Consider the following 21929-nt stretch of genomic DNA (forward strand, 5'->3'; position numbering starts at 1 on the left):
CTCCCCCGTTCCAGCTATTCCTCCCCGTGTCCGCCTACGGGATGCCATCGCATACCATCTCTTGACCAACCCCCCTGCTGGATCACCGGTGACGACGGTGGGAGCATGGCCGTATGACGGAACGTGTGGTCGGAATCGGCGCGGGAGCTAAAGAGCTGGCCACCGAGGACATGATCCTCAACATCGGTCCGCAGCACCCGTCCACCCACGGCGTGCTGCGGCTGCGGCTGACGCTCGACGGCGAGCGCATCACCGCCGCCGAGCCGATCGTCGGCTACATGCACCGCGGCGCGGAGAAGCTGTTCGAGGTGCGCGACTACCGTCAGATCATCATGCTCGCCAACCGGCACGACTGGCTGTCGGGCTTCGCGAACGAGCTGGGCGTGGTCATCGCCGCCGAACGCATGCTCGGCATGGAGCCGCCCGTGCGCGCCGTCTGGGCCCGTACGCTGCTGGCCGAGCTCAACCGCGTGCTCAACCACCTGATGTTCCTCGGCTCCTACCCGCTGGAGCTGGGCGCGATGACGCCGCTGTTCTACGCGTTCAACGAGCGTGAGCGCATCCAGGCGGTCATGGAGGAGATCTCCGGCGGGCGCATGCACTACATGTTCAACCGGGTCGGCGGCCTGAAGGAGGACCTGCCGCTGGGCTGGCTGGATCGGGTGTCGGCGGCCGTCGCCGAGACCCGCCGCCGGGTGCCGGACATCGAGAACCTCATCCTGCACAACGAGATCTTCATCGCCCGTACCAAGGGGGTGGGGGTGCTGACGCGCGAGCAGATCATGCAGTACGGCGTCAGCGGCCCCATCGCCCGCGCCTCCGGAGTGGACTTCGACCTGCGGCGCGACGATCCGTACCTGGCCTATGGCGAGCTGCCGGTGAAGGTCGTCACGCGCGGCGCGGGCGACTGCCACGCGCGCTTCGAGGTGCTGTTCGACCAGCTCAAGGTCTCGCTCGACCTGGCGGACGCGTGCGTCGAGCGGCTGCGCGAGCTGCCGCCGGGGCCGATCAACCAGCGGCTGCCGAAGGTGCTGAAGGTGCCGGAGGGCCACACGTACGCGTGGACGGAGAACCCGCTCGGCATCAACGGCTACTACCTGGTCTCGAGGGGCGACAAGACGCCGTGGCGGCTCAAGCTGCGCTCGGCGTCGTACAACAACATCCAGGTGCTGAGGGAGATGCTGCCGGGACACGTGGTCGCCGACATGGTCGCCATCCTCGGCTCGATGTTCTTCGTCGTGGGTGACATCGACAAGTGACAGGGCGGCAGTGACAGGGCGGCAACGCGACAAGTACATCGACTGGCTCCGCGCGATCAGCCTGGTCGTGGTGGTGGTGTGGCACTGGGCGTTCACCATCCTCGAATGGAAGCCGTCCGGCCCCGAACCCACCAGCCCGCTCGGCTTCACCTCGGGCCTGTGGATCCTCACCTGGCTGCTGCAGGTGCTGCCGCTGTTCTTCTACGTCGGCGGCCACGTGCACCTGCTGTCCTGGCACCGGGCCAAGGAGCGCGGCGTCGGCATCGGCGCGTTCGTGCTGCGCCGCATCCGCGCGCTCGCCTTACCCGCGCTGTTTCTGTCCGGGGTGTGGGTCGTCATCGGGGCGATGGTGACGTACACCTTCGAAGTGGACTGGATGTGGCGGGTGGTGCTGCTGGTGCTCAGCCCGCTGTGGTTCCTCGCCGTCTATCTCGTGCTCATCGCGCTGCTGCCGGTCGCGCTGTGGCTGCACCGCCGCTACGACGTGCTCGCGCTGATCTGGCTCGGCGGCACCGCCCTCGTGGTGGACGTGCTGCGCTTCCGCTACGACCTCGACTGGGTCGGCTGGCTCAACATGATCGTCGTGTGGGGGCTGGCGCACCAGGCGGGCTTCTTCTACGACCGGGTCGTGGAGCTGCCCAGGCGTTACGACGCCGCGCTGCTGTGGACCGGCTTCTTCGCGCTGTTCGGGCTGGTGTACTCCGGCATCTACCCGGGCTCGATGGTGGGCGTGCCGGGCGACAAGTGGTCGAACATGGCGCCGCCCACGTTCGTCATCGTCGCGCTGCTGCTGTTCCAGATCGGGCTGGTCGAGGTGCTGCGCCCCGCCATGGAGCGGGTGCTGGAGCGTCCGCGCTGGCGGCGGCTCAACGAGTTCATCAACCGCTACTCGCTGCCGCTGTTCCTCTTCCACACCACCGGCATGGCCATCTCGCTCGGCCTGTCGTGGTGGCTGTTCGGTACCCTCGGCGACCGGATACCGCCCGACCTCGTGTGGTGGCTCGAACGCCCGCTCGCCGTCATCGGCCCGCTGATCTGCACCGCCCCCGTCATCTACCTCTTCGGCCGCCGCCGCGCGCCCGTCCGTCAAACGCAGGACAAGGCCGTCGGCGGGTCCATAAGCTCAAGGCATGGCTGAGATCGCCTTCCGGGCCAACGCCGAAGACGAGCGGATCATCCGTACCGCGTTGCGGGAAGGTGAGCGGCCCAGCGACGTGCTGCGCCGCGCGCTGCGCCTGCTGCAGCGCGAGATGTGGCACGACCGCCTCGCCGCCGCGCAGCGGGCCATCGAGGAGGGCCAGCCCGGCGAGCGCTAGTCGCGCGGCTGCTCGTCCTCGGGCTTCTTCGGCACCTTGCAGCAGTGCTCCAGGTAAAGCGCGGCGCAGACGAGCAGTACGCACGACACGAGCGAGCCCGTCGCGATGAAGAACTCACCGCGCGGCGTCTCGCGGTCGAGGAGCTGCACGGTGTGCAGCGCGAAGCCGGCGAAGATGCCGCCGAAGACCGCGCCCGCGTACGCCGACGCCTTGGCCAGCGCCGCAAGGCGGGCCACCGCGAGCGGCTCGACCGGCTTGGTGCCGGGCTTGCGCGCGATCCTGGCCTTGGTGGCCCAGCCGCTGTAGCCCTCGCCGAGCGCCAGCAGCAGCAGCGTGGGAATCGCGGTCCACGGCAGCACCGGCCACCCGCCGTAGTCGCCCATCATGATCGCCGCCCAGGTCGCCAGGGCGACGATGATCAAAATGCCGACGAGGGGACCAGGAGACGTTGGCTTCAATCGGGCCTCTGCAGCTTGAGATCCTCACGCAGGCGCACGCCCCGCCGATCGAGCCCTTCGAGCAGCCCGGCCACCGTGCCCTTGCCGGGCAGCTCCCCCTCGGGGTCGGCGGCCGCCCACGGCACCAGCACGAACGCCCGCTCGTGCGCCCGGGGATGCGGCAGCGTCAGCTCGGGGTCGTCGGAGACGACGTCGCCCACCACGATCAGGTCGATGTCGAGGGTACGCGGGCCCCAGCGCTCAAGGCGCTCGCGGCCGAACGCGTTCTCCACGCTCAGCGCCCGCTCAAGGAGCGTGCGCGGCTCCAGCGTGGTCTCCGCGATGACGATCGCGTTGAGGTACGGCCGCTGCCCGCCTGGGCCGCCCACGGGGTCGGTCTCGTAGACCGGGGACGCCTTGACGAACTCCAGCCCAGGGGCGTCGAACAGGGTGTCCAGCGCCCCCTGGAGGGTCGTGAACCTGCGCCCCAGGTTGCTGCCGAGTGAGAGCACCACCTTCATGCGCGGCTCCGCTCGATGGTCACGATCACGTCGTCGAACGGCAGCGGGATCGGCGCCGCCGGTTTGTGCACGCTCACCTCGACCTTGTGCACCAGCTCGTTGGCCAGGCACACGTCCGCCAGGCGCTGCGCGAGCGTCTCGATCAGCGCGACCGGCTCGCCCTCCACCACCGCGGCCAGCTCCTGCGCGAGCTCCCCGTAGTGAACGGTCTTGGTGAGGTCGTCGCCCGCCGCCGCCGGCGCGGTGTCGAGGTACAGGGTGGCGTCCACGACGAACTCCTGCCCCAAATCACGCTCCGCAGCGAGCACGCCGTGCCTCCCCCTGGCGCGCAGGCCCTTGAGGGTGATGCGGTCAGCGCTCAAGCTCGCCTTCCTCCTCATCGTCGTCGTCGGCCTGCAGCACCGGCGACCCGTGGTGCATCCACAACCGCCAGCCCTGCGGGGTGCGGATGTAGACGTTGCTCGCCACCACCTTGCCCGCGGCGAAGCTCGCCTCGCCCTCCTCTCCCGCGGTCAGGATGTTCTCCACGCAGGTCAGGACGGCCACATCGCCCAGCACGGTGGTGTTGACGTCGGTCAGCACGAACTGGATGTAGGTGGTGTTGGCCATGATCAGGGCCCACGACCGCAGCACCTCGGACCGGCCCGTCAGCAGGGTCCAGCCCGGGTGGACGCAGCTCACCTGGTCGTCGGCGGTGTCCTCGGCCCAGATCTCGGTCATCTTGTCCAGGTCGCCGCTTTCGATGGCGGCGTAGAACTCCTGGTTGACCGTCTCGACGGCGGCGGTGTCGACGCTGCTCATGTGCCTGCTCCGGCTCTCTTCCATGCGGCGGCCACGCGCACGGCATCGGCGTTGGGACCTACCTCGTGCACGCGTACGCACCAGGCTCCGGCCTGGGCGGCCAGCGCGGTCACTGCCAGCGTGGCGTCGTCGCAGCGGCTGAACGGCCTGGGCGTGCCGTCGGGATCGGCCAGCAGGCGCCCCAGGAACCGCTTGCGTGAAGCCCCGATGAGCAGCGGGAAACCCAGCTCGGCCAGGTGCGGGATGCCGGCCAGCAGCGCCCAGTTGTGCTCGGCGTTCTTGGCGAACCCGAGACCCGGGTCGAGCACGATCTGCTCCTCCGTCACGCCCTCGGCCAGCACCAGATCGACCCGCTTGCTCAGCTCTTCGCGCACCTCCGTCACCACGTCGGTGTAGATGGCGCGGCTGTCCATGTCATGGCTGTGGCCACGCCAGTGCATGACCACGTAGGCGACGCCGGTCGCGGCCACCACGCGCGGCATCTCCGGGTCGGCGAGGCCGCCGCTCACGTCGTTGACCAGCCGCGCCCCCGCCTCCACGGCCGCCTTCGCGACCTCGGCGCGCATGGTGTCGACGCTGACCACCACCCCGCCGGCGGCCAGCTCCCGGATCACCGGGACCACCCGGGCCAGCTCCTCCTCCTGCGACACCCTGGCCGCGCCCGGACGGGTGGACTCGCCGCCCACGTCGACGATGTCGGCGCCCTCGCGCACCAGGTCGAAGCCGTGCTGGATGGCGGCGTCAGGGTCGAACCACTTGCCGCCGTCGGAGAAGGAGTCGGGCGTCACGTTGACCACACCCATGACGAGGCACCGCTCCGCACCTCCCGGCACGCTGATGGGCACGCTAGTCATGGGCCAAGCCTAGGCGCTTCTTCGCACCTGCTGACATCGTGGGTACCTCGTTCGCCGCGCGCGAGCAGATCAGCGCCCAAGGATGAGCGCCATGGCCTCGGACCGGGTCTTGTCACTGGTACGGAAGTCGCCGCGCACGGCCGATGTGACGGTCTTGGCGCCCGGCTTGCGCACGCCGCGCATCGTCATGCACAGGTGCTCGCACTCCACGACCACGATGACCCCGCGCGGCTCCAGCACCCGCATGAGCGCGTCGGCGATCTGCGAGGTCATCCGCTCCTGCACCTGCGGCCTGCGGGCGAACACGTCGACCAGCCTGGCCAGCTTCGACAGCCCCGTGACCTGGCCCTTCTCGTTGGGGATGTAGCCGACGTGGGCCAGGCCGTGGAACGGGACGAGGTGGTGCTCGCAGGTCGAGTAGACCTCGATGTCGCGTACGAGCACCATCTCGTCGTGATCGACGTCGAACACCTTGTTGAGCACGTCCTCCGGCGTCTGGCCGAGCCCGGAATACTGCTCGGCCATCGCGCGGGCGACCCTGGCGGGCGTCTCGATCAGGCCGTCGCGGTCGGGGTCCTCGCCGATGGCGTAGAGGATCTCCCGAACGGCCTTCTCGATCCGCCCGAGGTCAACGGCGTGCTGCGTCACGACGTACTGTCCCCCGAGGGCAGCGCGTCCTTCTGACCGCCCGTGGTGAGCGAGCCGTTGGCCGACTGCTCCTTCGGGGTCAGGATGGGCGGCCGGTCGGAGGGCAGCCGCTTGCCGTAGCCGGCGTAGGACGGGCGGTGCTCCTTGACCACCACGGGGGCGAAGATCTCCAGCACCTGCTCACGGGAGAGGGTCTCCTTCTCCATGAGCTCCAGCACCAGGTTGTCGAGCACGTCGCGGTATTCGACCAGGATGTCCCACGCCTGGTCGTGCGCCGTCTCGATCATCCGGCGGACCTCCTCGTCGATCGTGGAGGCGATCTTCTCGGAGTAGTCGCGCTCGTGGCCCATCTCGCGGCCCAGGAACACCTCCGCCTGGCCGGTGCCGAACTTACGGGCGCCGAGCTGCTCGCTCATGCCGTACTCGGTCACCATGCGGCGGGCGACGGCCGTGGCCTTCTCGATGTCGTTGGAGGCGCCGGTGGTGGGCTCGTGGAAGACGAGCTCCTCCGCCGCGCGGCCGCCCAGCAGCATCGCGAGCTGGTCCATCATCTCCGACCTGGTGGCCAGGAACTTGTCCTCCATCGGCAGCGTCATCGTGTAACCGAGCGCCCGGCCGCGGGACAGGATCGTGATCTTGTGCACCGGGTCGGAGTTGGGCAGCGCGTGCGCCACCAGCGCGTGACCGCCCTCGTGGTAGGCGATCATCTTCTTTTCCTTGTCGGACATGACCCGGCTCTTACGCTCGGGCCCTGCCATGACGCGGTCGATCGACTCCTCGAGGACGTCCATCGTGATCAGCTTCTGGTCGGCCCGTGCGGTGAGCAGGGCCGCCTCGTTGATCACGTTGGCCAGGTCGGCGCCGGTGAACCCGGGCGTGCGGCGCGCGATGACGTCGAGGTCGACGTCGGGCGCGAACGGCTTGCCGCGGCCGTGGACCTTGAGGATGCCCTTGCGGCCCTCCAGGTCGGGGCGGTCGACCGTGACCTGCCGGTCGAAACGGCCGGGACGCAGCAGCGCGGGGTCGAGGATGTCGGGCCTGTTGGTCGCGGCGATGAGGATCACGCCGCCCTTGACGTCGAAGCCGTCCATCTCGACGAGGAGCTGGTTGAGCGTCTGCTCGCGCTCGTCGTGACCGCCGCCCAGGCCGGCGCCGCGGTGGCGGCCGACGGCGTCGATCTCGTCGATGAAGATGATCGCGGGGGCGTTGGCCTTCGCCTGCTCGAACAGGTCGCGCACGCGGGAGGCGCCGACACCGACGAACATCTCGACGAAGTCGGAACCCGAGATCGAGTAGAACGGCACCCCGGCCTCACCGGCGACCGCGCGGGCCAGCAGGGTCTTACCGGTGCCGGGCGGGCCGTAGAGCAGCACGCCCTTGGGGATCTTGGCGCCGATCGCCTGGAACTTCGCCGGGGCCTGCAGGAACTCCTTGATCTCCTGCAGCTCCTCGATGGCCTCATCCGCACCCGCGACATCGGCGAACGTGGTCTTGGGGGTGTCTTTCGTGATGAGCTTCGCCTTCGACTTGCCGAAGTTCATCACCCGCGAGCCGCCGCCCTGCATCTGGTTCATGATGAACAGGAAGATCAGCACGATGATGACGATCGGCAGGAAGCTGACCAGCAGGCTCAGCAGGACGTTCTCCTGCGGCACCTCGGTCGTGAAGCTCTTGGTCTTGCCGGCGTCGACCTGGGCCTGCAGCTCGTCGGTCAGCTTGCTGCCGTAGCCGGTGACCCAGTCGGACTGGATGAGGTTGGTCGGAGTGCCGCCCGGCTCAACCGCGACCGGGTTGATGAGCTTCACCTCGATCCGGTTGTCCTTGTCGACGATCTTGGCGTTGCTGACGTTTCCGGCGCGAATCTGCTGAAGAACCAAGGACGTGTCGGCCGACTTGTAATTTCCACCGCCACTCCAGAGCTGGGTGACGAGGAGGAGCAGCACGACGATGCCCAGGATCCACAGCAGTGGCCCACGTGTAAATCGCTTGAGATCCATCCGATGCGGAACCCCTTGCGGGCCCGTCCCTTCCTGACCATGGCCTGGAACCCCGGGCACGCCCGGGGCCGCGGCATCCGACACCGCGACTTCTGACTACCCGAAGGGGACACGGGGTCACCCTCCCGGAGTCTGAAGGTACACCGGCGAAGCGCACGGAGGGACCCCGCCCGCTACACCGGCCTTGCCCTATCAACGTACGTCAGGTTGCGCCATGTTCCCGGCCATTGCCGGAACGGAGGGCCCTATCCGTTATCGATATACGTGCGGAGCGAGGGTGCCGATGAACGGCAGGTTGCGGTATCGCTCCGCGTAGTCGAGCCCATAACCGATGACGAACTCGCTGGGAATGTCGAAGCCGACGTATTTGACGTCGATCGGCACCTTGACCGCGTCGGGTTTCCGCAGCGCGGCGCAGATCTCCAGCGACGCCGGATTGCGCGACTTCAGGTTTTCCAGCAGCCAGTGCAGGGTCAGGCCCGAGTCGATGATGTCCTCGACGATCAGCACATGGCGGTTCATGATGTCAGTGTCAAGGTCTTTCAGCACGCGTACGACGCCGGACGACTTGGTGCCCGCCCCGTACGACGACACCGCCATCCAGTCCATCTGCACCGGCACGTGCAACGCTCTGGCCAGGTCGGCCATGACCATGACCGCGCCCTTGAGCACGCCAACGAGCAGCACTTCCTTGCCCGCGTAATCCTCATCTATGCGGGCCGCGAGTTCTTTGATCTTCGCCTGGAGCTCGTCCTCGGGAATGAGTACCTTTTCCAGGTCATTGCCCATGTCGGCAGCGTCCACCTGTGGTTCCTTACGGGATGGGACTGATGGCGAATATCAGGGTGCCATACCGCCGCACGGCCGACAGACCCCCGGGCAGGTCCACCGCTTTCTGCCCGCGCCAGTGCGTGATGAGCCGGTCCACGGCCAGCACGTGGGTGGCCGAAAGCGCGCCGGACGGCGCTCCCGCCGCGATCGCCGCCCTGCGCACCACCCGCCGCCTGACGGCGTCGGGCAGCTTCTCCAGCTCCGCCACCTCCAGCCGTACCGACCCGCCGATATCGCTAAGAGCGCAATTTCCGTACGCCGTGTCCGCCCACGCGTCGAGCGCGTCCGCGTCCTCCCGGGCCAGCGCGGCCGTCCGCGCGAGCGCCTCCGCCACCCCCGGGCCCAGCTCCTCCTCCAGGACCGGCAGCACCCTCCTGCGGACCCGCACCCTCGTGAACCTGGGATCCTCGTTGTGCGGGTCGTCCCAGGGGGTCAGGCCGAGCGCCTCGCAGGCAGCTCTCGTCGTTTTCCGCGGGATGCCCAGGAACGGGCGGCGGTAGCGTCCCGTCACGGCCGCCATCCCCGACAGGCTGCGCGTACCGCTGCCCCTGGCCAGGCCCAGCAGCACCGTCTCCGCCTGGTCGTCGCGGGTGTGGCCGAGCAGCACCGCCTCCGCCGCCAGCCGGTCGGCCGCCTCCGCCAGCGCCGCGTACCTCGCCTCCCTGGCCGCCGCCTCCGGGCCGCCGTTCGTACCGACCGTCACGGCGATCGCCTCCGCCGGCTCCAGCCCCAGCTTCGCGCCGAGCGCCACCACCTCCGCGGCCCGCTCTCCCGAGCCTTCCTGGAGCTGATGATCAACGGTCACCAGCCCGGCTCTCAGCTTCATGCGCGGCGCCACGAACCCCGTCGCCGCCGCCAGCGCCAGCGAGTCGGCCCCGCCGCTACAGGCCACGAGAACCAGCGCGCCGTGCGGCACATCGGCCAACGCCTCCCGCACGGCCCTGCGAACGTCGGCAACAGCCGGATGCGGACCCACGCCCCCATTCTCCCGCCCCGCGCGCGGCGCTCGGATGGGTCAGCCCTGACGGAGCAGAGCGAGCCCAAAGCGTGCGTGCCCGACGGCGACTCAGCTGCCGAAGCCGTCGCCGCTCCAGCCCGAAGGTGTCACCGCGGAAGCCCGCGTACCGCCTCCCCTGTGCGGGTCACCGCCCGCAAGCCGCAGGCGTTTTCCTCCACTGAGGCGGGCGAGCCCCGGGTCAGGCGGGAAGGGCCGGGGTGTCGGTGCCTATCACGCGGTTGATCCAGGCCGTGGGGTCGGCGATCTCCGGGGTGGTCGGAAGGGTTTCGGGGGACGTCCAGACCTTGTTGAAGCCGTCCATCCCCACCCGGTCCACCACAGTACGGACGAAGGCGGAGCCCTCCGCGTACTGCTTCATTTTGACCTCGATCCCCAGCAGCCGCCGGACGGTGCGGTCGAGGCGGGAGCCGCCCTCGCGGCGCTGCGCGAACTTCGAGCGGATCTCGGCCACCGACGGCACCACGGACGGCCCGACCGCGTCCATGACGTAGTCGCCGTGCCCCTCCACGAGGGTCATCACGGCCGTGAGCCGGTCGAGGATCTCCTTCTGCCCCGGCGACTGGATGGCGTCGATGAGGTTGCCCTCGCCGCCGCGTACGACGTCGGCCACGGTGTCGGCGGCGTTGCGGAGGCGTTCGAGCAGCGTGGGCAGGTCGAGGTCGGAGGCGAGCAGGAACTCCGTCATCTGCGAGCGCACGTATTCGCGCAACCAGGGCACGCCGGTGAACTGCACGCGGTGGGTCTCTTCGTGCAGGCACACCCACAGGCGGAAGTCGTGGGGGTTGACGCCCATCTCGCGCTCGGCGTGGACGATGTTGGGCGCGACGAGCGTGAGCCGCCCCGCGGGCTCCTGCCCGGTGGGGTCGGGCGGCAGGAACAGCTCGTACTGCCCGAGCACGCGGGAGGCGAGGAAGGCGAGGACCGCCCCGACCTCGACGCCCGTGATGCGGGAGCCGACGGCGCTGACGATGGCCGGCGGCTGGTTCTCGGAGTTGCCCATGCGCTGGGTCAGCGGCTCGAGCACCACACGGAAGCCTTCGACGTTGGCCCTGATCCAGCCGGGCCGGTCGACGATGGTCGCCGGTCGTGGCGCGGTCTCCGTGTGGATCTTGGTGAACTGCCGGACGTGGCCTTCGGCCTCGCGCGACAGGGTGCGGAGCTCGGTGACGGCCTGCCTGGCCTCCTCCCGGCTCACTTGAGGGCCGGGGCGCACGAGGCGCGTGCCGGTCGTGACGGCCAGATCCCAGTCGATCACCTGCATAACGTCCACGGTACGTGTTTCTCGTCCGCCCCGCGAAGGACCGGCTCAGGAACGTGCGAAGGACCGGCTCAGGAACGTGCGACGATGGCCGCCAGCCGGTCGAGCACGGGCTCGGCGTTGACCGGCACCTGGTCGGCCATGAAGGCGTAGGTGACCAGCCGCCCGTCCTTGGTGGTGGCGAGCCCGGCCAGGGTGTTGACGTGGTTGAGCGTGCCGGTCTTGGCGCGTACGAGCCCGACCTGGTCCTTGCTGCGGCTGTCGACGAAGCGCCGGCCGTTGCCGAGCGTACCGGAGAAGCCGGCGATGGGCATGCCGGTGGTGACGGCGCGCAGCTCGGGGTGCTGGGGCGAGCCGGCCAGGGCGATGGCCTTGGCGAGGGCGTTGGGGCTGATGCGGTTGCGGATGGACAGGCCGCTGCCGTCGGAGAGCGAGACGTTCTGGGCGATCCCGAGGCGCTGGAGCACGGCGAGCACGGCCTTGGCGCCGCCGGCGAACGACGCCTCCTGGCCCTCCTTGATGGCGACGTGCCGCATGAGGGCCTCTGCGAGGTCGTTGTCGCTGCGGGTGAGCGTGTGCTCGACGAGCGCGTAGAGGGGCGCGGAGTCGACGCGGCCCAGCTCGGCGGCGCCCGCGGGGGCTTTCGCCGGGCGTACGGACTTGGCGACCGAGATGCCGTGCCTGGCGAGGAGCCCGCGGAAGGCGTCGGCGGCGTACTGGGGCGGGTTCTGTACCCGGGGGGCGCGCATGCCCGGGTTCTGGCGGCCCTCGTCGATCATGAGGGCGTGTACGGGGGCGACCTCGCCGTCGGGGATGTAGTTGGGCTTCCAGCCGGGCGCCTTGGGGGTGCCGGTGAACAGGGTGCTGTCGTAGAAGAGCGTGACCTTGCGCACACCCTGCGCCTTGAGCGTGGCGGCGGTACGGGCGGCGAGGGTGTTCAGGCTGGCCTGCTTGGGGTAGCCGGATTGCTTGGCGCGGGGACCGGCGAGCAGGGGGTCGCCGCCGCCGACCAGGACGATGGCGCCGGGCTTCGACCCCTGGACGACGCGGGTGGACAGCCGGGCGTCGGGCCCGAGTGAGGCCAGGGCCGCCGTAGTGGTGATGACCTTGGTGGTGGACGCGGGGGTGATGGGAGTGTCGGCGCCGGAGGCGAAAAGCTGCTCGCCCGTGGCGGTGTCGATGACGGCCGCACCCACGCGTTCGCCGAGCGCATCGTCACCCAGCGCGCTGGCCAACTGCTTCGTCAAAGTACCCTTAGTCGGGAGAGGTCCGTCTCCTGACTTCGCCGAAAGCTGGGCCAGCACAGGCCCCGCGGTGACCACGGGGACGGGTGGAGAGCCTTCCGCCGGCGACGCCGTCGGATCGGTCGAAGCGGACCCGCTCGTCAGCGCGCTCAGGTTGAAGTCGGTCGCTATCGCGTAGACGCCGATGACGATCGTCAGGACCTGGAGCACGGCGAGGGTGGTCAGCATCACCAACCGGTCACGCCGCGCCACGTCGCCTGCCCTCTCTCCTGTGTTCGCTTACGAGACATTAACGCCCAGCCGGGGGTGCCCGGGGGCCTGAGCGGAGGAACCGCGGTGGAGTTCGACGTTGTCGTTGAGATTCCCAAGGGACAACGGAACAAGTACGAAGTGGACCACGAGACCGGCAAGATCAGGCTTGACCGGCTGCTGTTCACCTCCACGCAGTACCCCGCCGACTACGGCTTCATCGAGAACACCCTCGGCGAGGACGGCGACCCGCTCGACGCGCTGGTGCTGCTCCAGGAGCCGACGTTCCCGGGGTGCTACATCACGTGCCGGGCGGTGGGGATGTTCCGGATGACCGACGAGAAGGGCGGTGACGACAAGGTGCTGTGCGTGCCGTCCACCGACCCCCGCATGCATCACATCCAGGACATCCACCACGTCTCGGAGTTCGACCGGCTGGAGATCCAGCACTTCTTCGAGGTCTATAAGGACCTGGAGCCGGGCAAGTCGGTCGAAGGCGCCAACTGGGTGGGCCGCATCGAGGCCGAGGCCGAGATCGAGCGCTCGTTCCGCCGGGCCAAGGAGCAAGGCCACCACTGACCCTCATCAGCGGGGCCTGGTGGCGCCCACCAGGTCCCCGCGCCAGATCGAGGCCACCCGCACGACGTCGCCGGTCTGCGGCGCGTGCACCATCTGGCCGCGGCCGACGTAGATGCCGACGTGGTGGATGGTCGAGGGGTCGCCGCTGACGTGGGCGAAGAACAGCAGGTCGCCGCGGCGCAGCTGGTCGAGCGGCACGTGCGGGCCCGAGGTCCACTGGGTGCCCGTCCAGTGGTCGAGCCGCACGCCCGCCTTCTCCCAGGCCCGCATCGTCAGCCCCGAGCAGTCATAGGTGTCGGGGCCCGCGGCGGCCCACACGTACGGTTTGCCGAGCTGGGTGAGCGCCCAGTTCGCGGCCACGTCCCCCAGCCTCGAACCACCTCTGACGAGCCCTGACAGCGCCGCGTTCCGCCGCCTGGCCAGCAGCCGGGCGCGGGCGCGGGCGGCGTTCACCTTGCGCTGCAGGGTCGTCTTGCGGGCCATCAGCTCTTTGGTCTCGCGCCGTTGCCGCGCCACCGCCTTCTCGGCGGCGATCTTCGCTTTCCGTACGCTCTCCGCCGCCGCCAGCCGCTCGGCGTGGGCGCGGGCGGCCTGCGTCCTGAGGATCGTGGCCACCTCCTGGGCGTCGCGCAGCCGCCGCATGACGGCCGCCTGCTCCTCCTCCAGGTAGCCGAGGACGCTCGCCCGGTGCAGGAACCCCTCCGTGCCGCCCCGGTCGGCCAGCATGGCCATGTACGGCTTGACCGTCCCCAGACCGCCGTAGCTCTCGGCGGCGAGCAGCGCGACGTCCTGGCGGGCCCGCTCCACCTCCGCGTCAGCGGCCGCCAGCCGGGCCGTGGCCTGCTGGTGCGCCTGCTCGGCCCGGTGCAGCCGGACCATCTCCCCGTTGTACGCCTCCACCAGGCGCTCCACCTCCGCCGCCAGCCGGTCCAGCCGCGACTGGGCGGTGACCAGGGCCGCCGTGGTCTTGCTGAGCTGGTGTGAGCGGTGGCGTACGAGCTGGCGGGCCTTCTTGACGTCCCGGGCGGACGGCCCTCTGGGTTCGGCCACGGCCGGCGGGCACGGCGGACAGGTGGCGAGCAGGCAGGCAACGAGGAGCCCGGCCCGGAATGCGCGCATAGGTCCCCCTGAAACCGTTGGTTACTCTATGCGCACGATTCCCCTGGGTTAACACACGTAACGTGACTCTACCGAGCCTCACCTGCCCCTTTCCGAACCACTGGCCAAACGGTGATCTGCCGGCGCGGGCCCGGGGTTGGCGAGAGGGGTCAAGCCGCCCCCGGACGCGCCGGCCGAGCTTCTTCGTGAGAGTGCGGACCTGCGTACGGCACGGGGCCGGCGTCGGCAGCGAAAGGGGTGGGCAGGCGAACCGCCACTCGGCCGCGCGCGACCGAGGTCCTTCACGAAGGCGCGGGTCGTACGGGGCTGAGGTCCTTCGCGCGAAGGCGCGGGTCGTACGGAGCTGAGGTCGGAGAGGAGCGAACGGGCTCAGGCCGGTCGGGGAAACGCCAAGCGCCGAGCGACGCCCCGGGAGGCGACTGCGAAGCCTTCGAGGGGTGAGGCCGCACGGGCGGCGGGTGCACAGGCGCAGGCGCAGGGTCAGCTGCGGTTATCCGGTGTGGCGGTGATGGCCGGGGCCTCAGTGGGGGTGATCGGAGGGGGTGTGGGGGTTTGCGTGGGCGTCTCCGTGACGGTCGCTGTGGGAGTCGGGGTGGGAGTACGGGTGTGAGGTGGCCATGGGTGAGGGCGGGGTGGGTGCTTGGTGTGCGGGCGTTCGGTGTGGGGGTGCTGCGTGTGGGGGTGCTGCGTGTGGGGGTGCTTTGTGTGGGGGTGTCTCGTCGGCTGGTTCTGCGAAGGCTGCGTGGACGGAGAGCCCGCGGGTGGGGTGAGGTGGGTCGGGGGCTGGGGCGGGAGCGTTACGGGAGGTGAGGCGGGGCTGGTCGGCTGTGGGACCGGATGCTCCGACGGCGGTGCGGGCTCGCCATGGGGGGATGACGGCACCGGGTGCGTGGTCGGGGTGGTGGTCATCGGAACGGCGGGGGGCGGTTGGATGGGCGAGCCGGTGACGCCGAGGGGGTGCGTGGCGGTGCCGTCGAGGATGGGCATGACGGCCAGCGGTACGTCCTCGGGGTCGGCCTGCCAGGGCAGGCGGATGCCGGGCGGCTCGCCGGTGGCGGGGAAGGCGGCCGTGGCGACGCCGGTCACGCCGCCGTTCTCGCGTCCGATGTGCTGGAAGATGACCGCTATCGCCACCACGGTCGCGACCGCCGCCAGCGCGCCCGCCACCGCCTGAGGCCACCGCCGAACGTGGTGCGCGGCGGGAAGGGGAAACCCGGCGGCGCCGAGCACGGCGGTGCGGCGGGCGACGTAGCGGCGGTAGGGCAGCATTTCGGGGTCGGCGAAGCAGCTCATCACCCGAACGCGCAATGTCTCGGGCAGCGCGGGCTCGGGCAGCAGCTCGTAGACCTTGGCGACGGAGACCTCGCGGCCCCGGTGCGGCGAGCAGACCTCGCAGCGCGGCAGGTGGCGGACCAGGTGCTCGCGCATTTCGGCGGTCAGTTCGCCGGAGAAGCCGGACAGGATGCGGGCCCGGCGGGGGCAGTCGTAGGGCCCCTTCCTCGCCAGCACCTCGGCGGTGATCGCGTCGCCCAGGCTCTCGCGGGCCCGCTCGTGCAGCAGCTCGACCTGGCGTATGGGCAGCGAGAGCACCTGCGCGAGCTCGGGCCCGGGCAGCCGATGGCGGTGGACGAGCTCCAGCACCTCGCGTTCGGGCGCGGGCAGGCCGCGTACGGCGTGCCACGCCATGACGCGCAGGTCGGCGTCGGCGGGGTCGTCGAGCTGCGGCGCCTCGGCGAGGCTCTCGCCGGCGTCGGGCGATTCGGCGGCCCTGCGGCGCAGGCACTCGGCCCTGGCCAGCGCGAGCAGCCAGGTACGGAGCCTGTCGGGGTCGGCCAGGGCGCCGGCGTGCGCCTCGGCGGCGATCAGCGTGTCGCGGAGAGCCACCTGAGCGCTCTCGGCGCTCAGCAGCAGGGACCAGCAGTAGCGGTAGACGCTCTCCGCGTACGCGTCGTAGAGCGCGGCGATCGCCCCTGGATCGCGGGCGCGGAGTGCTTCCACCAGGACGCGGTCAGTCATGTGACCGAAGGTAATGGATCCGTAACTAGTAGTTCCACCACTTCCGGGCTTATCGCCGGTTCTTGTCGGAGAGCGGGCGGAATCCCGTACGGAAATTTCCCGCTGTAAGCCATTTCCGCCCGAAATTTGCGGAAATCACTGCTTGAGTTCGGACACGACCGCAGTGCTCCTGTCCACCGCGAACGGCTCGGTCGTCGGCTTGACGGTGTGCATCGGCCGCGCCCCGGCCAGCGCCAGCTCCTCGTACGGACGCCCGGTAGACCCCCAGGTCCTGGCGGTGACCTCGGTCGTGGCGACCTTGGCGTTCTTGGGCAGCCCGAGCACCGACAGCACGAAACGCGGCGGGCTGCCCGGTTTCACGTCGTCCACGAACGTGTCACCGCCGCCGAGCAGCTTGCCGGATTTGTCGCGCAACATCGCGGTCACCACCAGGCTGCTCACCGGCATTTGATATGGATTATCGACATATCCGGTAATGAGGTAAGAGCCGTCTTTTTGCGGCAATGTCTGCACCCGGCTGATCGGGAAGCGCTGGAACGCCGAAGGAATCCGCGCCGCCTGCCGCCACTGCGCCGGGCGGTACTGGATCGTCACCTTCGCCGGCTTCACCGAGGTGGGCGCCTGCCCGGTGAACGCCAGCGAGCCGCCCGGCGGCACCGCGTCGAGCGGCTGGTCCAGCTTCAGCACCTCGGCGCCCTTGGCGTCGTGGCCGACGATGGTGGCCACCACGTGCTCGCCGAAGTGCCACGGGTTGGCGTTGGTCAGCACGCCCGCCCAGTTGACGGCGTAGCCGTCGGCGGACTTGACGATGTTCGAGACCTGCTCTTTGAGCGCGAGCGGCTTGAGCTGCGGCTTGACGGGACGTTCCTCGCTCGCGCACCCGGCGAGGCAGATCGCCCCGAGTGCGAGGAGGCTGACGGTTCGGCTACGCGGGATCACTTTGCCGTGATAACCCGGTCATGGGCACGCCCGTCACCGGACACGCGCCAGCCGTACCAACTCTTTGCCGCCCCCTGGTCCAGCGCGGTCAGCGCGGGCGCACCACCCTGGTCTCGTCCCAGACCGGCTCGGGCGACTCGTAGACCGTGCCGTCGGAGCCGAAGACGAGGTAGCGGTCGAAGTCGGCGGCGAACCAGCGGTCGTGGGTGACCGCGAGCACCGTGCCCTCGAACGCGTCGAGTCCCGCCTGCAGCGCCTCGGCGCTGGCCAGGTCGAGATTGTCGGTCGGCTCGTCGAGCAGCAGCAGCGTGGCGCCCGACAGCTCCAGGAGCAGGATCTGCAGCCGGGCCTGCTGGCCGCCCGACAGCGTCTCGAAGCGCTGCTCGGCGACGCGGCCTGCCAGCTCGTAGCGGGCCAGCGCCTTCATCGCCTCGTTCTTGAGCTTGCCGTGCTCGGTCATGACGATCTCGACCGGCGTACGGCCGAGCAGGTCAGGACGGGCGTGGGTCTGGGCGAAGTGGCCGGGCACCACGCGCGCGCCCAGCCTGGCCACGCCCTTGTGCGCGACCGGCTCGCCGGCCAGCAGGCGCAGGAAGTGGGACTTGCCGGAGCCGTTGGAGCCGAGCACGGCGACCCGCTCGGAGTACCAGACCTCCAGGTCGAACGGGCGCATCAGGCCGGTCAGCTCGAGCTGCTCGCAGATCACCGCGCGCTTGCCGGTACGCCCGCCGCGCAGCCGCATCGAGATGCGCTGCTCGCTCGGCGCGACCTCGGGCGGCCCCGCCTCCTCGAACTTGCGCAGCCTGGTCTGGGCGGCGTGGTACGCGGGCGCCATGCCGTCGTTGTAGCGCGCCTTGTTCTTGAGCATGTTGACCAGGGCCTTGAGCTTGGCGTGCTCTTCGTCCCAGCGCCTGCGCAGCTCGTCGAGGCGCTCGTTGCGGGCCTTGCGCGCCTCGGCGTACGTGGCGAAGCCGCCGCCGTGGATCCAGATGTTGCCCGACTCGACGGTGATGATGCGCTCGGCCGCGTTGGCGAGGAGCTGCCGGTCGTGGCTGACCAGCAGGACGGTCTTGGGCGTCTCCTTGAGCTGCCGCTCCAGCCACTCCTTGCCGGGCACGTCGAGGTAGTTGTCGGGCTCGTCGAGCAGCAGGGTCTGGTCGGGGCCGCGCAGCAGCGCCTCCAGGACCAGGCGCTTTTGCTCGCCGCCCGACAGCGTGGCCACGTCGCGGTATTTGACCCGCTCGTACGGCAGGCCGAGCGCGGCGACCGTGCAGGTGTCCCAGAGCACCTCGATGTCGTAGCCGCCCGCGTCGGTGTAGTCGCCGATGGCCTGGGCGTAGCGGAGCTGGGTCTTCTCGTCGTCGCGCTCCATCATGGCCAGCTCGGCCTCGTCGAGCCGCTCCGCCGCCTCCCGCACGGCCGGCGGCGCGACGCCGAGCAGCAGGTCGCGTACGGTGCTGCCGTCGCGCACGCTGCCGATGAACTGCCGCATCACGCCCAGGCCACCGGAGCTCGCCACGCCGCCCTCGACCGGCTGCAGGTCGCCGGCGATGAGGCGCATGAGCGTGGTCTTGCCGGCGCCGTTGGGGCCGACGAGCGCCGCCTTGACGCCCTCGCCGATGCGGAAGGAGACGTCGTTGAGCAGCGGCCGCCCGTCCGGCAGCACGTACGTCAGATGCGCTACTTCCACGTGACCCACCCGGGCAGGGTAGCGGCCGGGCAGCCAGGCGGTCATTCGGTTTTCCGGCCCGCAAACCCGCATGAAACCGCAAGAGCAGGCCGCCCGAAGACCTCACTTCACCCCTGGACACCAAGTGATCTAATGACTAGAACTGTAGGGAACTCCCCTCCCCCTAGGACCGGTCATGACGCGATTCCGCTCAGCCCTCGCCCCCCTCGCCATCGCGTTGCTCGGCTTCACCGCCGTACCCCAGCCCGCCTGGGCCGCCCCGCCGAAACCCGTACCCACCGCACAGCAGCAGGCCCCCGCACAGACCGCGAAGGCGAGCGCCGCCTGCGCGCCCACGGTCGCGGGCGCCACCCCCAACCTCCGCCTGACCAGCCTGTTCACCAACTACGGCAACGACAACAACCGCCTGGACGACTGGACGGGCGCCGACGGCACCTACTCGCTGAAGCTGCCCGGCGGCCGCGAGCTGTGGATCTTCTCCGACACGTTCCTCGGCAAGGTCAACCCGGACGGCACCCGGCCGCCGGTGGTCGAGGAGGGCGGCACGACCGTGTTCCTCAACAACACGTTCGCCGTCGAGCGCGACGGCCGCCTGTCCACCATCCACGGCGGCACGCCGGACGCGCCCAAGGCCGTGATGCCGCCGCGCGACGAGGACCACTGGTACTGGGCCGGCGACGCGACGCTGGCCGGCGGCGTCGTGGAGGTCACCTACCAGGAGTACGAGCGCTTCGGCCCCGGCGCCTGGGACTGGCGCTGGCACCGCAACGTGGTCGCGCGCTTCTCCCCTGGGCGGCTCGATCGCCCGCTGAGCGTGCACGACCTGCCCAGCGGCAACGGCGTGTCCTGGGCGTCGGGCATCCTCAGGGACGGCGGCTACACCTACGTCTACGGGGTCGAGGACCACGGCTCGCCTAAGTACATGCACATCGCCAGGGTCAAGGGGAACAGCCTGCTCGGGCCGTGGGAGTACCGCACGGCCGACGGCGGCTGGTCGCCCGACGAGGCCGACTCCGCGCGGATCATGGAGGGTGTGGCGAACGAGTACAGCGTCAGCAAGGTCGGATCGGGATATGTCCTGATCACGCATGACACGACCGAGCCGCTCAACCCCACCATCGTCGCGTACTCCGCCTGCTCCCCCGCCGGCCCCTTCACCGGCAAGCAGCACGTCTACACGACCCCCGAGACCGGCGGGAACATCTTCACCTACAACGCCCACGCCCACCCGGAGATCGACGGGCCGGGGCTCGTGGTGTCGTACAACGTCAACAGCTTCGTCAACACCGACCACTACGACGACGTCTCCATCTACCGCCCCCGATTCCTGGATGTGACGTTCACGTGAGGCGCAACTGGGCGGCCCGCCTGCGACAGGGCACGATCGAGGGAATGCGCGCGGTCACGCTGGAGAACGAGCGGCTGCGCGTGACCGTGCTGCCCGACAAGGGCGGCGACGTCATCGAGTTCCTGCACAAGCCCACCGACACCGACCTCGTCTGGCTCACCCCGCGCGGCCTGCGCGACCCGCGCGAGCACTTTCAGGGCGCGCCCGACGACGTCGCGCCGTTCGCCGACTACTACGAGGGCGGCTGGCAGGACGTCTTCCCCAACGGCGGCGCGCCCAGCGAGTACCGGGGCGCGCGGCTGGCCCAGCACGGCGAGGTGTTCGCGCTGCCCTGGGAGTGCGAGGTGGTCGCCGACTCCCCCGAGGAGGTCGCGGTACGGCTCGGCGTGCGGACGCGGCGGCTGCCGTACCGGATGGAGAAGGTGCTGCGGCTGCGGTACGGCGCGGCCGCGCTGGAGATCGAGGCGTCCGCCACCAACGAGTCGGGGCAGCGGTTGCACGCCATGTGGGGCCAGCACATCGTGTTCGGCCGGCCGTTCCTGCACCCGGGAGCGCGGATCCGGCTGCCCGACGGCGTCACCGTGATCCCGCACGACGTCCCGATCGCGCCCGGCGGCCGGCGGGTCAAGCCCGGCGGGCCGTGGCAGTGGCCGGTCGTGCCCGCCGAGGGCGGCGGCGACCTGGACCTGAGCGTGGTGCCCGAGCCCGGCACGCCGAGCGACATCGTCTACCTGACCGGCTTCTCCGAAGGCTGGTACGAGATCACCGGTGAGATCGGCTTCCGGGTGGAGTGGGACGCCGCGCTCCTGCCGTACTTGTGGATGTGGCAGGAGTTCGGGGCCACCACCGGGTACCCCTGGTGGGGTGAGGCGTACACGGTCGGCCTCGAGCCGTTCGCCGGCATGCCGACCAACGGCCTGGCCACCGCCGTGGAGAACGGCACGGCCCTGGTGCTGGAGCCGTACGAGACGAAGGTGCTGAGGTTGCGCGCGGAGGTCGTGGCATGAGCGAGTTCGACGGCAAGGTGGCGCTGGTCACCGGCGGTTCGATGGGCATCGGGCGGGCGGTGGTCGAGCGGCTCGCGGCCGGCGGCGCGTCGGTGGTGTACTGCGGCGTGGACAAGGAGGCCGAGCGGGACGGCGAGCGCGTCACCGGCCGGGTCGCCGACGTGCGCAGCGCCGATGACATGCGCGGCCTGGTGGACCTCGCGGTCTCCAGGTACGGCGGTCTCGACATCGTGGTCACCTGCGCGGGCGTGCAGCGCTACGGCACGGTCGAGGACACCCCAGAGGAGGTCTGGGACGAGGTCCTCGACATCAACCTCAAGGGCGTCTACCTGACCTGCAAGGCCGCGATGCCGCAGCTCCGCGCGAGGGGCGGCGGGTCGATCGTGGTGGTGTCGTCGGTGCAGGCGTTCGCCTCGCAGGCGCAGGTGGCGGCGTACACGGCGAGCAAGGCCGCGCTGAACGGGCTGGTCAAGGCCATGGCGCTGGACCACGCCCGCGACGGCGTCCGGGTGAACGCGGTCTGCCCCGGCTCGGTGGACACGCCGATGCTGCGCTGGGCGGCCGACCTGTGGCGGGGCGAGCTGTCGCAGGAGGAGCAGGTCGCGCAGTGGGGCAAGAGCCACCCGCTGGGCCGGGTGGGCCGTCCTGAGGAGGTGGCCGAGGTGGTGGCGTTCCTGGCGGGGCCGCGCTCGTCGTTCGTGACCGGCGCGGAGCACCGGGTGGACGGCGGGCTGCTCGCGCAGAACCCGGCAGCGCTCCCCGAGTAGCCGGCCTCCCCGAGTAGCCGGCCCGAGTAGC

At 70.2% G+C, this 21929-nt stretch carries 22 protein-coding genes; 7 read left to right on the top strand and 15 right to left on the bottom strand.

What is annotated here, in order from left to right:
- Positions 1 to 113 precede the first annotated feature (113 nt).
- From ACFMQL_RS12440 to ACFMQL_RS12450, 3 genes are read left to right on the top strand one after another with little or no spacing between them, the layout of a single operon-like run.
- The gene (locus ACFMQL_RS12440) at positions 114 to 1259 is read left to right on the top strand and encodes an NADH-quinone oxidoreductase subunit D (protein WP_364064020.1); all 1146 of its coding nucleotides are present in this window, start codon (positions 114 to 116) and stop codon (positions 1257 to 1259) included.
- Between the two features lie 10 nt (positions 1260 to 1269).
- On the top strand, positions 1270 to 2397 hold the full coding sequence (locus ACFMQL_RS12445; protein WP_364064022.1) for an acyltransferase: 1128 nt from the start codon (positions 1270 to 1272) through the stop codon (positions 2395 to 2397).
- Positions 2390 to 2575: a hypothetical protein gene (locus tag ACFMQL_RS12450; RefSeq protein WP_364064025.1), complete on the top strand. Its 186-nt coding sequence runs from the start codon at positions 2390 to 2392 to the stop codon at positions 2573 to 2575. The genes ACFMQL_RS12445 and ACFMQL_RS12450 overlap by 8 nt, the downstream gene beginning before the upstream one ends.
- Here ACFMQL_RS12450 and ACFMQL_RS12455 read toward each other — a convergent pair.
- From ACFMQL_RS12455 to dacB, 11 genes are all read right to left on the bottom strand, one after another.
- Positions 2572 to 2997 (bottom strand): DUF3180 domain-containing protein, encoded by a 426-nt coding sequence (locus tag ACFMQL_RS12455; RefSeq protein ID WP_364064028.1) that lies wholly within the window; start codon positions 2995 to 2997, stop codon positions 2572 to 2574. The two genes, ACFMQL_RS12450 and ACFMQL_RS12455, sit on opposite strands and share 4 nt — an antisense overlap.
- A 32-nt stretch (positions 2998 to 3029) precedes the next feature.
- Positions 3030 to 3533, bottom strand: a complete 504-nt coding sequence (gene folK, locus ACFMQL_RS12460; protein WP_364064031.1) for a 2-amino-4-hydroxy-6-hydroxymethyldihydropteridine diphosphokinase — start codon at positions 3531 to 3533, stop codon at positions 3030 to 3032.
- Positions 3530 to 3895, bottom strand: coding sequence for a dihydroneopterin aldolase (gene folB / locus ACFMQL_RS12465; protein WP_364064034.1), 366 nt, complete (start codon positions 3893 to 3895; stop codon positions 3530 to 3532). Before folB ends, folK begins: the two co-directional genes overlap by 4 nt.
- Positions 3885 to 4334 carry a nuclear transport factor 2 family protein gene (locus ACFMQL_RS12470; protein WP_364064036.1) on the bottom strand — a complete coding sequence of 150 codons (450 nt, stop codon included), beginning with the start codon at positions 4332 to 4334 and terminating at the stop codon, positions 3885 to 3887. Before ACFMQL_RS12470 ends, folB begins: the two co-directional genes overlap by 11 nt.
- A complete protein-coding gene (gene folP / locus ACFMQL_RS12475) occupies positions 4331 to 5137 on the bottom strand; it encodes a dihydropteroate synthase (RefSeq protein WP_378790154.1) in 807 nt (268 codons plus the stop codon). The genes ACFMQL_RS12470 and folP overlap by 4 nt, the downstream gene beginning before the upstream one ends.
- 120 nt (positions 5138 to 5257) lie before the next feature.
- Complete coding sequence (gene folE / locus ACFMQL_RS12480; protein ID WP_364064041.1) at positions 5258 to 5836, bottom strand: GTP cyclohydrolase I FolE; 579 nt, start codon at positions 5834 to 5836, stop codon at positions 5258 to 5260.
- On the bottom strand, positions 5833 to 7833 hold the full coding sequence (ftsH, locus tag ACFMQL_RS12485; protein WP_364064043.1) for an ATP-dependent zinc metalloprotease FtsH: 2001 nt from the start codon (positions 7831 to 7833) through the stop codon (positions 5833 to 5835). Before ftsH ends, folE begins: the two co-directional genes overlap by 4 nt.
- A gap of 252 nt (positions 7834 to 8085) precedes the next feature.
- Positions 8086 to 8637, bottom strand: a complete 552-nt coding sequence (gene hpt, locus ACFMQL_RS12490) for a hypoxanthine phosphoribosyltransferase (RefSeq protein ID WP_364064046.1) — start codon at positions 8635 to 8637, stop codon at positions 8086 to 8088.
- A gap of 10 nt (positions 8638 to 8647) precedes the next feature.
- Positions 8648 to 9640 carry a tRNA lysidine(34) synthetase TilS gene (tilS, locus tag ACFMQL_RS12495; protein ID WP_378785738.1) on the bottom strand — a complete coding sequence of 331 codons (993 nt, stop codon included), beginning with the start codon at positions 9638 to 9640 and terminating at the stop codon, positions 8648 to 8650.
- 220 nt (positions 9641 to 9860) lie between these two features.
- The gene (locus ACFMQL_RS12500) at positions 9861 to 10943 is read right to left on the bottom strand and encodes a zinc-dependent metalloprotease (protein ID WP_364064050.1); all 1083 of its coding nucleotides are present in this window, start codon (positions 10941 to 10943) and stop codon (positions 9861 to 9863) included.
- A 68-nt stretch (positions 10944 to 11011) separates the two neighbouring features.
- A complete protein-coding gene (gene dacB / locus ACFMQL_RS12505; RefSeq protein WP_364064053.1) occupies positions 11012 to 12187 on the bottom strand; it encodes a D-alanyl-D-alanine carboxypeptidase/D-alanyl-D-alanine-endopeptidase in 1176 nt (391 codons plus the stop codon).
- Between the two features lie 333 nt (positions 12188 to 12520).
- Here dacB and ACFMQL_RS12510 point away from each other — a divergent pair, with 333 nt between their 5' ends.
- Positions 12521 to 13012: an inorganic diphosphatase gene (locus ACFMQL_RS12510; protein ID WP_364064056.1), complete on the top strand. Its 492-nt coding sequence runs from the start codon at positions 12521 to 12523 to the stop codon at positions 13010 to 13012.
- Positions 13013 to 13018: 6 nt separating this feature from the next.
- Here the strand turns inward: ACFMQL_RS12510 and ACFMQL_RS12515 are convergent, their stop codons facing one another.
- The 4 genes from ACFMQL_RS12515 to ACFMQL_RS12530 all read right to left on the bottom strand — a co-directional run bounded on the left by ACFMQL_RS12515 (position 13019) and on the right by ACFMQL_RS12530 (position 18785).
- Positions 13019 to 14062 carry a C40 family peptidase gene (locus tag ACFMQL_RS12515; protein WP_364064059.1) on the bottom strand — a complete coding sequence of 348 codons (1044 nt, stop codon included), beginning with the start codon at positions 14060 to 14062 and terminating at the stop codon, positions 13019 to 13021.
- A gap of 549 nt (positions 14063 to 14611) precedes the next feature.
- Complete coding sequence (locus ACFMQL_RS12520) at positions 14612 to 16147, bottom strand: RNA polymerase sigma factor (RefSeq protein ID WP_378785739.1); 1536 nt, start codon at positions 16145 to 16147, stop codon at positions 14612 to 14614.
- A gap of 135 nt (positions 16148 to 16282) precedes the next feature.
- The gene (locus tag ACFMQL_RS12525; RefSeq protein WP_364064065.1) at positions 16283 to 17086 is read right to left on the bottom strand and encodes a hypothetical protein; all 804 of its coding nucleotides are present in this window, start codon (positions 17084 to 17086) and stop codon (positions 16283 to 16285) included.
- 88 nt (positions 17087 to 17174) lie between these two features.
- Complete coding sequence (locus ACFMQL_RS12530; RefSeq protein WP_378785740.1) at positions 17175 to 18785, bottom strand: ABC-F family ATP-binding cassette domain-containing protein; 1611 nt, start codon at positions 18783 to 18785, stop codon at positions 17175 to 17177.
- Positions 18786 to 18951: 166 nt separating this feature from the next.
- Between ACFMQL_RS12530 and ACFMQL_RS12535 the strand changes: the two genes are divergently transcribed.
- Genes ACFMQL_RS12535 through ACFMQL_RS12545 form a run of 3 tightly spaced genes read left to right on the top strand, consistent with a single transcriptional unit; the run spans position 18952 to position 21898 of the window.
- Positions 18952 to 20124 (top strand): DUF4185 domain-containing protein, encoded by a 1173-nt coding sequence (locus tag ACFMQL_RS12535; protein WP_364064071.1) that lies wholly within the window; start codon positions 18952 to 18954, stop codon positions 20122 to 20124.
- A 44-nt stretch (positions 20125 to 20168) separates the two neighbouring features.
- Complete coding sequence (locus tag ACFMQL_RS12540) at positions 20169 to 21131, top strand: DUF4432 family protein (protein WP_364064074.1); 963 nt, start codon at positions 20169 to 20171, stop codon at positions 21129 to 21131.
- A complete protein-coding gene (locus ACFMQL_RS12545; protein ID WP_364064077.1) occupies positions 21128 to 21898 on the top strand; it encodes an SDR family oxidoreductase in 771 nt (256 codons plus the stop codon). The genes ACFMQL_RS12540 and ACFMQL_RS12545 overlap by 4 nt, the downstream gene beginning before the upstream one ends.
- Positions 21899 to 21929 lie beyond the last annotated feature (31 nt).

The organism is Nonomuraea fastidiosa (genome assembly GCF_042751225.1).
GTDB classification, from domain to species: Bacteria; Actinomycetota; Actinomycetes; order Streptosporangiales; family Streptosporangiaceae; genus Nonomuraea; species Nonomuraea fastidiosa.

Bases quoted from the DNA above. Each gene is read 5' to 3' on its own strand.
- ACFMQL_RS12440 (WP_364064020.1), top strand. From the start codon at position 114: ATGACGGAACGTGTGGTCGGAATCGGCGCGGGAGCTAAAGAGCTGGCC.
- ACFMQL_RS12450 (WP_364064025.1), top strand. From the start codon at position 2,390: ATGGCTGAGATCGCCTTCCGGGCCAACGCCGAAGACGAGCGGATCATC.
- folK (WP_364064031.1), bottom strand. From the start codon at position 3,533: ATGAAGGTGGTGCTCTCACTCGGCAGCAACCTGGGGCGCAGGTTCACG.
- ACFMQL_RS12470 (WP_364064036.1), bottom strand. From the start codon at position 4,334: ATGAGCAGCGTCGACACCGCCGCCGTCGAGACGGTCAACCAGGAGTTC.
- folP (WP_378790154.1), bottom strand. From the start codon at position 5,137: ATGGGTGTGGTCAACGTGACGCCCGACTCCTTCTCCGACGGCGGCAAG.
- ftsH (WP_364064043.1), bottom strand. From the start codon at position 7,833: ATGGATCTCAAGCGATTTACACGTGGGCCACTGCTGTGGATCCTGGGC.
- ACFMQL_RS12500 (WP_364064050.1), bottom strand. From the start codon at position 10,943: ATGCAGGTGATCGACTGGGATCTGGCCGTCACGACCGGCACGCGCCTC.
- ACFMQL_RS12520 (WP_378785739.1), bottom strand. From the start codon at position 16,147: ATGACTGACCGCGTCCTGGTGGAAGCACTCCGCGCCCGCGATCCAGGG.
- ACFMQL_RS12535 (WP_364064071.1), top strand. From the start codon at position 18,952: ATGACGCGATTCCGCTCAGCCCTCGCCCCCCTCGCCATCGCGTTGCTC.
- ACFMQL_RS12540 (WP_364064074.1), top strand. From the start codon at position 20,169: ATGCGCGCGGTCACGCTGGAGAACGAGCGGCTGCGCGTGACCGTGCTG.
- ACFMQL_RS12545 (WP_364064077.1), top strand. From the start codon at position 21,128: ATGAGCGAGTTCGACGGCAAGGTGGCGCTGGTCACCGGCGGTTCGATG.